Consider the following 12,418-nt stretch of genomic DNA (forward strand, 5'->3'; position numbering starts at 1 on the left):
TATTAGGCATGCAGAAAGAAAAACTTTCCGCTTTAATGGATGGCGAAACGCTGGACACTGAGTTGCTCAAAGAGCTGGCTCATGACCCGGAAATGCAAAAAACCTGGGAGAGTTATCACCTGATTCGCGATTCCATGCGAGGTGATACCGCCGACGTTCTCCATTTCGATATTTCCGACCGCGTAATGGCTGCTATCGCAGATGAGCCAGTACGTCAGGCGGTGCCATTGATCCCTGAGGCCCAGCCAGCACCGCATCAGTGGCAGAAAATGCCATTCTGGAAGAAAATGCGTCCGTGGGCTGCGCAGCTTACCCAAATGGGTGTGGCCGCGTGTGTATCACTTGCAGTTATTGTTGGCGTCCAGCACTATAATGGACAATCTGAAACGTCCCAGCAGCCCGAAACGCCGGTATTTAATACATTACCGATGATGGGTAAAGCCAGTCCGGTGAGCCTGGGTGTACCTTCTGACGCGACTGCCAGCGGCGGTCAGCAACAGCAGGTACAGGAGCAGCGTCGTCGTATTAATGCCATGTTGCAGGATTACGAACTGCAACGTCGACTGCACTCCGAACAGCTTCAGTTTGAGCAGGCGCAAACACAGCAAGCCGCTGTCCAGGTGCCAGGAATTCAAACTTTAGGAACGCAATCGCAGTAATGAAGCAACTTTGGTTTGCCATGTCACTTGTGGCTGGTAGCCTGTTCTTCTCTGTAAACGCCTCGGCCAATCCTGCGTCCGGGGCGTTGTTGCAGCAGATGAATCTGGCCAGCCAGTCGCTCACCTATGAGCTGTCATTTGTCAGCATCAATAAGCAGGGCGTTGAATCCCTACGTTATCGCCATGCCCGCCAGGACAACCGCCCTCTTGCACAGTTGTTGCAAATGGATGGACCGCGTCGGGAAGTGGTGCAACGTGGCAATGAAATCAGTTACTTTGAGCCAGGACTCGAACCGTTCACGCTGAATGGCGACTATATTGTTGATTCTCTGCCATCCCTGATTTACACCGATTTTAAACGTCTTGCACCCTACTATGATTTTATCGCGGTAGGACGCACGCGTATTGCCGACCGACTCTGTGAAGTTATCCGCGTGGTAGCGCGTGACGGTACGCGTTACAGCTACATCGTCTGGATGGACACCGAAACCAAGCTGCCAATGCGTGTCGATCTCCTCGATCGGGATGGCGAAACGCTTGAACAATTCCGCGTTATCGCCTTTACCGTCAATAACGGGGTTAGCGACAGCATGCAGACGCTGGCGAAAGCAAATCTTCCGCCGTTATTGTCAGTTCCTGCGGGGGAGAAAACGAACTTCAACTGGAGTCCATCGTGGTTACCGCAAGGCTTCAGCGAGGTTTCCAGCAGTCGACGCCCGCTGCCGACAATGGATAACATGCCGATTGAATCGCGCCTGTATTCTGATGGCCTGTTCAGTTTTTCTGTGAACGTGAACCGCGCGTCGCAAAACAGCGCCGATCAACTGCTGCGTACCGGACGTCGAACGGTCAGTACTACCGTGCGGGATAATGCCGAAATCACCATTGTGGGCGAGCTCCCGCCGCAAACGGCAAAGCGTATCGCGGATAATATTAAGTTCAGGGCCGCGCAATGATTAAAGAATGGGCAACAGTCGTCTCCTGGCAAAATGGTCTGGCGACGGTCAGCTGCGATGTTAAAGCATCGTGTAGCAGCTGCGCGTCGCGGGCTGGATGTGGCAGTCGTGTGCTGAACAAACTGGGGCCGCAAACAACGCATACTATCGTGGTACCCAGCGATGAACCGCTGACGCCTGGGCAGAAAGTTGAACTGGGTATTGCCGAAGGGAGCCTGTTAGGCTCGGCGATGCTGGTTTATATGTCTCCGCTGGCGGGACTCTTTATTTTTGCTGCGCTGTTTCAGGTGCTGTTTGGCAGCGATATCGCCGCACTCAGCGGGGCGATACTGGGCGGTGTGGGGGGATTCCTGATTGCGCGAGGATATTCCCGTAAGCTTGCTGAGCGCGAAGCCTGGCAACCGGTTATTCTCAACGTAGCTCTCCCGCCCGATCTGATTCGTGTTGAAACCCCGCAGTGATATCTTTGCCTGATGGCGCTGCGCTTATCAGGCCTACAGCGTCCTCAGATGCAAAGGTAGGCCGGATAAGGCGTTTATGCCGCCATCCGGCAAAAGTTTCACTGACTTTGCAAAGTTGTTTCCAGTTCCCGCTATCCTTGCTCTATGAACATTTCCTCGCCTCAGCGATGTAGTGTAGAATGCGGCGTTTCACTAAAACAGACGTTAAGCTCAGAACAGCGACTTCTCAGAGCCTGCCCAGGCAGGCGTAAGGCACAATAATTACACTATATGAAGAACATACGTAACTTTTCAATCATAGCTCACATCGACCACGGTAAATCGACGCTGTCTGACCGTATTATCCAGATCTGCGGTGGCCTGTCTGACCGTGAAATGGAAGCGCAGGTTCTCGACTCGATGGATCTTGAGCGTGAGCGCGGTATTACTATCAAAGCGCAGAGCGTGACGCTCGATTTCAAAGCATCTGATGGTGAAACCTACCAGCTTAACTTTATCGACACCCCGGGCCACGTTGACTTCTCTTATGAAGTTTCACGCTCGCTTGCCGCCTGTGAAGGCGCACTGCTGGTGGTTGATGCCGGGCAGGGTGTTGAAGCGCAAACACTGGCTAACTGCTATACCGCCATGGAAATGGATCTGGAAGTAGTGCCAGTACTGAACAAAATTGACCTGCCAGCCGCCGATCCAGAGCGTGTGGCGGAAGAGATTGAAGATATCGTCGGTATTGATGCGGCTGACGCTGTCCGTTGCTCGGCGAAAACCGGTGTTGGCGTGACCGACGTTCTTGAACGTCTGGTGCGTGATATTCCGCCACCAGAAGGCGACCCGGAAGGCCCGTTACAGGCGCTTATCATCGACTCCTGGTTCGACAACTATCTCGGTGTGGTCTCGCTGGTGCGTATTAAAAACGGTACCATGCGTAAAGGCGACAAAATCAAAGTGATGAGTACCGGTCAGGTCTACAACGCAGATCGCCTGGGTATCTTTACGCCGAAACAGGTTGACCGTACAGAACTGAAGTGTGGCGAGGTAGGTTGGTTAGTTTGCGCCATTAAAGACATCCTCGGCGCGCCGGTAGGCGATACCCTGACGCTGGCTCGTAACCCGGCAGATAAACCCCTGCCTGGCTTTAAAAAAGTGAAGCCGCAGGTATATGCGGGTCTGTTCCCGGTCAGCTCCGACGACTACGAAAACTTCCGTGATGCGCTTGGTAAGCTGAGCCTCAACGATGCTTCCCTGTTCTACGAACCGGAAAGTTCTACCGCGCTGGGCTTCGGTTTCCGCTGTGGCTTCCTGGGGCTGCTGCACATGGAGATCATTCAGGAGCGTCTGGAACGTGAATACGATCTGGATCTGATCACCACTGCGCCGACCGTAGTTTATGAAGTGGAAACCACGGCGAAAGAGACTATCTACGTCGACAGCCCGTCCAAGCTGCCGCCGCTGAACAACATCTACGAACTGCGTGAGCCGATCGCTGAGTGTCACATGCTGCTGCCGCAGGCATACCTCGGCAACGTTATTACGCTGTGTATCGAGAAGCGTGGCGTCCAGACCAACATGGTTTACCACGGTAACCAGGTTGCGTTGACCTATGAAATTCCAATGGCGGAAGTGGTACTCGACTTCTTCGACCGTCTGAAGTCGACTTCTCGCGGCTATGCGTCGCTGGATTATAACTTCAAACGTTTCCAGGCCTCCGACATGGTACGCGTTGATGTCCTCATCAACAACGAACGCGTCGATGCACTGGCGCTGATTACCCACCGCGATAACTCCCAGAGCCGTGGCCGTGAACTGGTCGAGAAGATGAAAGATCTGATCCCTCGCCAGCAGTTCGATATCGCAATTCAGGCGGCCATTGGTACGCACATCATTGCGCGTTCAACGGTTAAGCAACTGCGTAAAAACGTTCTGGCTAAGTGCTACGGTGGCGATATCAGCCGTAAGAAAAAGCTGCTGCAAAAACAGAAAGAGGGTAAAAAGCGAATGAAGCAGATCGGTAACGTCGAACTGCCGCAGGAAGCCTTCCTCGCTATTCTGCATGTCGGTAAAGACAGCAAATAATCTTAAGGAGTTGGCATGGCGAACATGTTTGCCCTGATTCTGGTGATTGCCACACTGGTGACGGGCATTTTATGGTGCGTAGATAAGTTTGTCTTCGCGCCAAAACGCCGGGAGCGCCAGGCTGCGGCACAGGCCGCTGCAGGCGATTCACTGGATAAAGCAACGCTGAAAAAAGTTGCCCCTAAGCCGGGTTGGCTGGAAACCGGTGCGTCCGTTTTCCCGGTACTGGCTATTGTGCTGGTGGTGCGTTCATTTATTTATGAACCGTTCCAGATCCCGTCGGGTTCGATGATGCCAACACTGTTGATTGGTGATTTTATTCTGGTAGAGAAATTTGCCTACGGAATTAAAGATCCGATTTATCAGAAAACGTTGATCGAAACTGGCCACCCGAAACGCGGTGATATCGTGGTATTTAAATACCCGGAAGATCCGCGTCTGGACTACATCAAACGCGCTGTCGGTTTACCGGGAGACAAAGTGACGTACGATCCGGTGGCGAAAGAGGTGACGATTCAGCCAGGATGCCGTTCCGGTCAGGCTTGTGAAAACGCGCTGCCGGTAACGTACTCTGATGTTCAGCCAAGTGATTTTGTGCAGACGTTTGCTCGCCGCAACGGCGGGGAAGCGACCAGCGGTTTCTTTGAAGTTCCGCTGAACGAAACGAAAGACAACGGTATTCGCCTGACCGAGCGTAAAGAAACGCTGGGTGAGGTAACTCACCGCATTCTGATGGTGCCAATCGCGCAGGATCAGGTGGGGATGTATTACCGTCAGCCGGGTCAGCAGTTAGCCACCTGGATCGTTCCACCGGGGCATTACTTCATGATGGGCGATAACCGTGACAACAGCGCGGACAGCCGTTACTGGGGATTTGTACCGGAAGCGAATCTGGTAGGTAAAGCGACCGCAATCTGGATGAGTTTCGACAAACAAGAAGGTGAGTGGCCAACCGGTGTTCGTTTGAGTCGCATTGGCGGCATCCACTAATTGCTGATAATGGTTCACGCTGTCGTCTTAATAACGACAGCGTGAATTATTTCTCGGATTAATTCCCTCAGACTAACGACATCCCTTGTCGTTGTGTATAGAATATTCCCCCGAAGTTTTAGGTTGGCACCGTCAGGTTGCCACGGCACACGAAACAGCATTGGTCTCTCTAATGACGGGTGTATATCAGGTCTGTTTCGTGTGCTGAATTGTTGACGCATTCATTTATTGGTATCGCATGAATCCCATCGTAATTAATCGGCTTCAACGGAAGCTGGGCTACACTTTTAATCATCAGGAGCTGTTGCAGCAGGCATTAACTCACCGTAGTGCCAGCAGCAAACATAACGAGCGTTTAGAATTTTTAGGCGACTCTATTTTGAGCTTTGTTATTGCGAATGCGCTGTATCACCGTTTCCCTCGAGTGGACGAAGGTGACATGAGCCGCATGCGCGCCACGCTGGTGCGTGGAAATACGCTGGCTGAATTAGCCCGTGAATTTGACCTCGGTGAATGTTTACGCCTGGGACCGGGCGAGCTGAAAAGCGGTGGTTTTCGTCGCGAATCAATTCTGGCGGATACCGTCGAAGCGTTGATCGGCGGCGTCTTCCTCGACAGCGATATTCAAACCGTTGAACAGCTGATCCTGAACTGGTATCAAACGCGTCTGGACGAAATTAGCCCAGGCGATAAACAAAAAGATCCGAAAACGCGCCTGCAGGAGTATTTGCAGGGTCGCCACCTGCCGCTGCCGTCTTATCTGGTGGTGCAGGTTCGTGGTGAAGCACACGATCAAGAATTTACTATCCACTGCCAGGTTAGCGGCCTGAGTGAACCGGTGGTTGGCACAGGTTCGAGCCGTCGTAAGGCTGAGCAGGCTGCCGCCGAACAGGCGTTAAAAAAACTGGAGCTGGAATGAGCATCGACAAAACCTATTGCGGATTTATTGCCATCGTCGGTCGCCCGAACGTCGGCAAATCCACCCTGTTGAATAATCTGCTTGGGCAGAAGATTTCCATTACCTCACGTAAGGCTCAGACAACACGTCACCGTATTGTTGGCATCCATACTGAAGGCGCGTATCAGGCGATTTATGTCGATACCCCGGGCCTGCATATGGAAGAGAAACGTGCCATCAACCGCCTGATGAACAAAGCGGCCAGCAGCTCGATTGGTGATGTTGAACTGGTTATTTTCGTTGTGGAAGGCACCCGCTGGACGCCGGACGACGAAATGGTGCTCAACAAGCTGCGCGACGGTAAAGCGCCGGTAATTCTGGCCGTGAACAAAGTAGACAACGTTCAGGAAAAAGCCGATCTGCTGCCGCACCTGCAGTTCCTGGCAAGCCAGATGAACTTCCTCGATATCGTGCCGATCTCTGCCGAGACCGGTCTGAATGTTGATACCGTTGCGGGCATCGTACGTAAGCATCTGCCGGAAGCTATCCATCACTTCCCGGAAGATTACATCACTGACCGTTCTCAGCGTTTTATGGCTTCTGAAATCATCCGCGAAAAGCTGATGCGTTTTCTGGGGGCTGAACTGCCGTATTCCGTTACTGTGGAAATTGAGCGTTTTATCTCCAACGAGCGCGGTGGTTACGATATTAACGGTCTGATCCTCGTTGAACGTGAAGGGCAGAAAAAGATGGTTATTGGCAACAAAGGGGCCAAAATCAAAACCATCGGCATCGAAGCGCGTAAAGACATGCAGGAGATGTTCGAAGCGCCCGTTCACCTCGAACTGTGGGTGAAAGTGAAATCTGGCTGGGCCGATGACGAACGCGCGCTGCGTAGCCTCGGTTACGGCGACGACGTCTAAACCCATCTTCTGAAACACGGCGAGTATATGGAAGGATGGCAACGAGCCTTTGTCTTGCATAGTCGCCCCTGGAGCGAAACCAGTCTCGTGCTGGACGTCTTCACGGAAGAGTCGGGTCGCGTGCGCCTGGTGGCTAAAGGCGCACGTTCCAAACGTTCTAATCTCAAAGGCGCACTCCAGCCTTTTACCCCGTTGTTACTTCGCTTTGGCGGCCGCGGTGAGGTCAAAACCCTGCGTAGCGCTGAAGCCGTTTCTCTGGCGCTCCCTCTTAGCGGTATCACGCTGTACAGCGGCTTGTATATCAACGAACTTATCTCCCGCGTCCTCGAGTACGAGACCCGTTTTTCTGAACTCTTTTTCGATTATCTGAACTGTATTCAGGCGCTGGCTGGTGCGACGGGTTCGCCAGAGCCTGCGCTGCGTCGCTTTGAGCTGGCCTTACTTGGACATCTGGGGTACGGCGTCGATTTTACCCATTGTGCGGGCAGCGGCGAGCCGGTAGACGACACCATGACCTATCGTTACCGGGAAGAAAAAGGGTTTATCGCCAGCGTAGTGATCGATAATTCCACTTTTACCGGACGCCATCTCAAAGCGCTTGAGTCACGTGAATTTCCCGATGTCGATACGTTACGCGCCGCGAAACGCTTTACCCGCATGGCGTTAAAGCCGTATCTTGGTGGTAAGCCGTTAAAAAGCCGGGAACTGTTCCGGCAATTTATGCCAAAACGCGCGGTAAAAACAAATAATGATTAACGAGGATTGTCATGGCTGAATTACTGTTAGGCGTCAATATTGACCACATTGCCACGTTACGTAATGCACGCGGCACCGCATACCCGGATCCGGTTCAGGCGGCGTTTATCGTTGAGCAGGCGGGCGCGGACGGTATTACCGTACACCTGCGTGAAGACCGCCGCCATATCACCGACCGCGACGTACGTATTCTGCGCCAGACGCTGGATACGCGCATGAATCTGGAAATGGCGGTCACCGACGAAATGTTGGCAATCGCCGTCGAGACGAAGCCGCATTTTTGCTGTCTGGTGCCGGAAAAACGTCAGGAAGTGACTACTGAAGGTGGTCTGGACGTCGCCGGCCAGCGTGACAAGATGCGCGATGCCTGCAAGCGACTGGCTGATGCCGGAATTCTGGTCTCGTTGTTTATCGATGCCGATGAAGAACAGATTAAGGCCGCTGCGGAAGTTGGCGCGCCGTTTATTGAAATTCACACCGGCTGTTACGCCGATGCGAAAACCGATGCGGAACAGGCCAGCGAACTGGCACGTATTGCTAAAGCGGCGACTTTTGCTGCCAGCCTGGGCCTGAAGGTGAATGCGGGTCACGGTCTGACGTATCACAACGTTAAAGCCATTGCGCGGATCCCGGAAATGCACGAGCTGAATATTGGCCATGCCATTATCGGACGCGCGGTGATGAGCGGTCTGAAAGACGCCGTGGTGGAAATGAAACGCCTGATGCTGGAAGCGCGTGGCTAATGGCTATTCTGGGATTAGGCACGGATATCGTGGAGATTGCCCGCATTGAAGCGGTGATCTCCCGTTCCGGTGACCGTCTGGCAAGACGCGTGCTCAGTGACAACGAATGGGCAATCTGGGAGACGCATCAGCAGCCGGTGCGTTTTCTGGCAAAGCGCTTTGCGGTCAAAGAGGCCGCAGCAAAAGCCTTTGGGACGGGTATTCGCAATGGGCTGGCGTTTAATCAGTTTGAAGTCTTCAACGATGAACTCGGTAAGCCGCGTCTGCGGTTATGGGGGGAGGCGTTAAAACTGGCGGAAAAACTGGGTGTCGCGCATATGCATGTGACGCTGGCCGATGAGCGTCACTACGCCTGCGCCACGGTGATTATCGAGAGTTAGATTCTGTACGTTGCCGGATGGCGACGCGGTTAAAGTTTATCGGCGTGGTGCATCAGCACAAACTTATCCCACAACTGCTCTTCCGTTTCGACATGTGCCGGATCTTTCAAAATAGTATTGGGGATCGGGCACACCTTCTGGCAGGTTGGCGTGTCGTAATGGCCAACGCATTCCGTACATTTGTCGCTGTTAATCTCGTAAATGCTGTCACCCATCGAAATTGCCTCATTCGGGCATTCGGGTTCGCACATATCGCAATTGATACACTTTTTAGTGATTAACAGGGCCATCAGGAAACTCTCAAAACATCACAAATCGGGCGGGCATTATACGCGCATTCTTTGCTCAGACCAGTTTTTTTACCAGTGCTTCGCTGTGGCGAATGCGTTCCGGAGCATGTTCTAAATCTTGCTGAACCAGCGCCATAAACAGTAAATCCGTGAGCATCATCTGCGCGTGCGTCGATGAAATTGCCGCGCTGCGTGTCGCTTGTTCTTCGGCAATCGTATACAGGCAATGGCTTGCTCGCTGTTGCAGGGCGTTCGGTGTAAATCCAGTGATGGCGAGGATTTTCGCGCCGGTGCGCAACGTTTCATCCGCAGCCAGGTTGAGCTCGCGGCGCTCTCCGGTATACGAAATCGCCAACAGGAGATCGCCCGGCGAAAGCGCCTGTACCGTTGCCAGCAGGGCGTGCATATCGCGTTCCACTACCGCGTTAAAACCTATTTTCAACAGTTTCCAGGCAAAATTCTGTGCTACCAACCCCGATGCACCAATTCCGGTCAGGACAATGCGTCGGGCGGAGCGTAACAATGCGACGCTTTCCATCAGCTTTTCTTCGCTGTTGATATCCAGTGTGGCGTGCATGGCCGCCACGTTCTCCTGAATCAGTTTTTCACCCACCAGACGCATAGGGTCGTCGCCGCGAATCTGATTATGCACTGGGATAGAGTGGGGATTGGGATTACTGGCCAGTGCTTCACTGATCGCCAGTTTGAGTGCAGGAAATCCTTTGAAACCCATCTTTTGCGCGAACTTCACCACGCTGGACTGGCTGACGCCCGCTTCAAAGGCGAGTTGCTGTGAACTGAGATGACGCGCAGTATCCGGCTGTGCGAGGAGGTAATCCGCAAGCTTTTTATCGCTTTGCGCGAGGTCCGGGTAACGCTGACGAATGCGAATCAAACAGTTCATGCTGTCTCCTGGCGAAAACGTGATGGCGATTACAAAACAAAATTTCACTCGCCTGGGTGAATATTATATTCCATTATAACGGATTACTATGAATTAAAAATTCCTAAGGAACAAAAAATGAATCTCGGTGCGTTAGTGTCAGAAAGCCGCAATCCTCAGACCATGGATCTTGATGCGTTATCCACACTTGAGTTGGTTCATCGTTTTAATCAACAGGATACGCTGGTAGCCGTTGCTGTAAAAGCAACGCTGACTGAAGTTGCGCTTGCGGTCGATGCAGCGGCTGACGCGTTAAAAGCGGGTGGACGGATTATCTACATGGGGGCGGGGACCAGTGGGCGTCTTGGCGTACTGGATGCGTCTGAGTGCCCACCGACTTTTGGTGTACCGCATGGACGGGTTGTTGGCCTGATTGCTGGTGGGCCGGGCGCATTGCTGAAGGCCGTTGAAGGTGCAGAAGATAACCCGCAGCTGGGTGAAGATGATCTTCGTTCGCTCAACCTTACGGCTCAGGATGTGGTGGTGGGTCTGGCTGCATCCGGGCGTACACCGTATGTGATTGGCGGCTTGCAATATGCCCGTTCCGTTGGCTGCACCACGGTGGCGATTTCCTGTAATCCGGATTCCCCCATCGCGCGTGAAGCGGACATCGCCATATCACCGGTTGTTGGCCCGGAGGCTCTGACAGGGTCAACGCGACTGAAGTCCGGTACTGCGCAAAAACTGGTACTCAATATGATTTCTACCGGCGCAATGGTGAAGTTTGGCAAGGTGTATCAGAACCTGATGGTGGATATGAAAGCGACCAACGTTAAGCTGGTAGACCGGGCTTGTCGCATGGTCGTGGAAGCTACCGGTATTGCGTATGACCAGGCGCAAGCTCTGCTGAAACAGACCGATTTTGATGTTAAGCCCGCCATTCTGATGGCTCTCACGGGGCTCGATGCCGCTGCAGCCCGCGAAAAGCTTGCCGCTCACCAGGGTTTTTTACGCGCGGCGTTAGAACACTAAGAGGTGTATATGGATAAGACGGCGGTGCTGGCCAGCGATATCCTGCTGGGCGTGGGCGGAGAGAAAAATATTCTGCGCCTGGAAAACTGTATGACCCGCGTCAGAGTGGAGGTACAGGATGACGCTCAGCTCGATATTTCCCGACTCAAGCAACTGCCGGGCGTTAGCGGCTACGTGAAGCAAGGGGCGCAGCACCAGATCATTGTCGGCCCCGGCAAAGCCGCGAAAGTGGTCGATGCCATGCGTTCCCTGATTGCCGATGGCGGTGAACGTTCCAATGTGGGGGATATTGAGCGAACAAAATCAGAGGCCAAAGCGAAGTACAAAGCGCCGATGAGTGACGCGCTACGCAAGCTGGCTAACGTTTTTATCCCGCTTATTCCGGCGTTTATCGCCTCCGGTTTGATTACCGGCATCATTAACATCCTTAAGCGACCGGATATCGTTGGAGATTTTGCGACCCACTATCCAAATATGCTTGGGCTGATGGGAATATTTGGCAGCGCCGTGTTTGCCATCATGAATATTCTGGTCGGAGTGAATACCGCCAAAGTGTTTGGCGGTTCGCTGGCGATGGGCGGGGTGATGGCCGGTATTCTCTCCAGCCCGCAACTGGCGCAAATTACCTTGTTTGGCGAGGCATTGCAGCCGGGACGCGGTGGAGTGATCGCAGTGCTGCTGGTGGTGGCGTTGATGTGCTGGATCGAACGCAAATTCCGCGAAGTGCTGCCGGAGTCTCTCGAACTGATCCTCAATCCACTGCTGACCACCCTTATTACCGGGACAATCGCCATTGTGGCGCTGCAACCGCTTGGCGGCTGGATTTCTGAATCGATTGCTCACGGCGCATCCTGGGCTATCGATCGCGGCGGTTTCCTGGTGGGAGCCGTGCTGGCTGGGACTTTCCTGCCGTTGGTGCTCACCGGACTTCATCAGGGGTTGGTGCCGATCCACGTTGAACTGGTACAGGCGCATGGTTATAACGCGCTCTTTCCTATTCTGGCGATGGCAGGAGTGGGGCAAATCGGTGCGGCTATTGCGGTACTGATGAAAACCCGTAACGCACGGCTGAAAAAAGTGATTAAAAGCGCGCTGCCGGTTGGATTGCTGGGCATTGGTGAACCGCTGATTTTTGGGGTGACGTTGCCATTAGGCAAGCCGTTTATCGGTGCCTGTCTCGGTGGTGCAGTCGGTGGGGCGCTGATCAGCTACTGGAAGGTGGCGACGGTCATCACCTTTGGCATCTCGGGATTGCCGCTGGCACTGACGATTGTTGCCGGAAAAGTGATGTTCTATCTGTTAGGCTATCTGGTAGCGGTTATTGCCGGGTTCCTGTTTACCTGGCTATTGGGGTTCAACGATCCAGAGGAATAAGGT

Annotated in this window: 14 protein-coding genes; 12 read left to right on the top strand and 2 right to left on the bottom strand. The window is 53.3% G+C overall.

What is annotated here, in order from left to right; translation table 11 throughout:
• The first annotated feature begins 8 nt into the window (after positions 1–8).
• From rseA to acpS, 10 genes are all read left to right on the top strand, one after another.
• Positions 9–659, top strand: coding sequence for an anti-sigma-E factor RseA (gene rseA / locus G8S19_RS05785; RefSeq protein WP_005130332.1), 651 nt, complete (start codon positions 9–11; stop codon positions 657–659).
• Positions 659–1,615 carry a sigma-E factor regulatory protein RseB gene (gene rseB / locus G8S19_RS05790; protein ID WP_048210886.1) on the top strand — a complete coding sequence of 319 codons (957 nt, stop codon included), beginning with the start codon at positions 659–661 and terminating at the stop codon, positions 1,613–1,615. Before rseA ends, rseB begins: the two co-directional genes overlap by 1 nt.
• Entirely contained in the window at positions 1,612–2,076 is a 465-nt protein-coding gene (gene rseC / locus G8S19_RS05795) for a SoxR-reducing system protein RseC (RefSeq protein WP_048210887.1), read from the top strand. The genes rseB and rseC overlap by 4 nt, the downstream gene beginning before the upstream one ends.
• A 270-nt stretch (positions 2,077–2,346) precedes the next feature.
• The gene (gene lepA, locus G8S19_RS05800) at positions 2,347–4,146 is read left to right on the top strand and encodes a translation elongation factor 4 (protein WP_005130327.1); all 1,800 of its coding nucleotides are present in this window, start codon (positions 2,347–2,349) and stop codon (positions 4,144–4,146) included.
• Between the two features lie 15 nt (positions 4,147–4,161).
• Positions 4,162–5,136, top strand: coding sequence for a signal peptidase I (gene lepB / locus G8S19_RS05805; RefSeq protein WP_199970555.1), 975 nt, complete (start codon positions 4,162–4,164; stop codon positions 5,134–5,136).
• Positions 5,137–5,374: 238 nt separating this feature from the next.
• The gene (rnc, locus tag G8S19_RS05810; protein ID WP_003037579.1) at positions 5,375–6,055 is read left to right on the top strand and encodes a ribonuclease III; all 681 of its coding nucleotides are present in this window, start codon (positions 5,375–5,377) and stop codon (positions 6,053–6,055) included.
• Entirely contained in the window at positions 6,052–6,957 is a 906-nt protein-coding gene (gene era, locus G8S19_RS05815; RefSeq protein ID WP_048210889.1) for a GTPase Era, read from the top strand. The genes rnc and era overlap by 4 nt, the downstream gene beginning before the upstream one ends.
• A gap of 27 nt (positions 6,958–6,984) precedes the next feature.
• Positions 6,985–7,713, top strand: coding sequence for a DNA repair protein RecO (gene recO, locus G8S19_RS05820; protein ID WP_061068364.1), 729 nt, complete (start codon positions 6,985–6,987; stop codon positions 7,711–7,713).
• An 11-nt stretch (positions 7,714–7,724) separates the two neighbouring features.
• Complete coding sequence (pdxJ, locus tag G8S19_RS05825; RefSeq protein WP_061068363.1) at positions 7,725–8,456, top strand: pyridoxine 5'-phosphate synthase; 732 nt, start codon at positions 7,725–7,727, stop codon at positions 8,454–8,456.
• Positions 8,456–8,836 carry a holo-ACP synthase gene (acpS, locus tag G8S19_RS05830; RefSeq protein ID WP_003037588.1) on the top strand — a complete coding sequence of 127 codons (381 nt, stop codon included), beginning with the start codon at positions 8,456–8,458 and terminating at the stop codon, positions 8,834–8,836. Before pdxJ ends, acpS begins: the two co-directional genes overlap by 1 nt.
• Before the next feature lie 29 nt (positions 8,837–8,865).
• Here the strand turns inward: acpS and G8S19_RS05835 are convergent, their stop codons facing one another.
• Complete coding sequence (locus G8S19_RS05835) at positions 8,866–9,126, bottom strand: YfhL family 4Fe-4S dicluster ferredoxin (RefSeq protein ID WP_003037590.1); 261 nt, start codon at positions 9,124–9,126, stop codon at positions 8,866–8,868.
• A 55-nt stretch (positions 9,127–9,181) separates the two neighbouring features.
• The gene (locus tag G8S19_RS05840; RefSeq protein WP_048210891.1) at positions 9,182–10,030 is read right to left on the bottom strand and encodes a MurR/RpiR family transcriptional regulator; all 849 of its coding nucleotides are present in this window, start codon (positions 10,028–10,030) and stop codon (positions 9,182–9,184) included.
• Positions 10,031–10,147: 117 nt separating this feature from the next.
• Between G8S19_RS05840 and murQ the strand changes: the two genes are divergently transcribed.
• Together murQ and G8S19_RS05850 are read left to right on the top strand one after the other, a co-directional pair.
• A complete protein-coding gene (murQ, locus tag G8S19_RS05845) occupies positions 10,148–11,041 on the top strand; it encodes an N-acetylmuramic acid 6-phosphate etherase (protein WP_061068362.1) in 894 nt (297 codons plus the stop codon).
• A gap of 9 nt (positions 11,042–11,050) precedes the next feature.
• Positions 11,051–12,415 carry a PTS transporter subunit EIIC gene (locus tag G8S19_RS05850; protein ID WP_048210893.1) on the top strand — a complete coding sequence of 455 codons (1,365 nt, stop codon included), beginning with the start codon at positions 11,051–11,053 and terminating at the stop codon, positions 12,413–12,415.
• The last annotated feature ends 3 nt before the right edge of the window (positions 12,416–12,418 follow it).

This window comes from Citrobacter sp. SX206, from assembly GCF_024181025.1.
Taxonomy (GTDB): domain Bacteria; phylum Pseudomonadota; class Gammaproteobacteria; order Enterobacterales; family Enterobacteriaceae; genus Citrobacter; species Citrobacter youngae.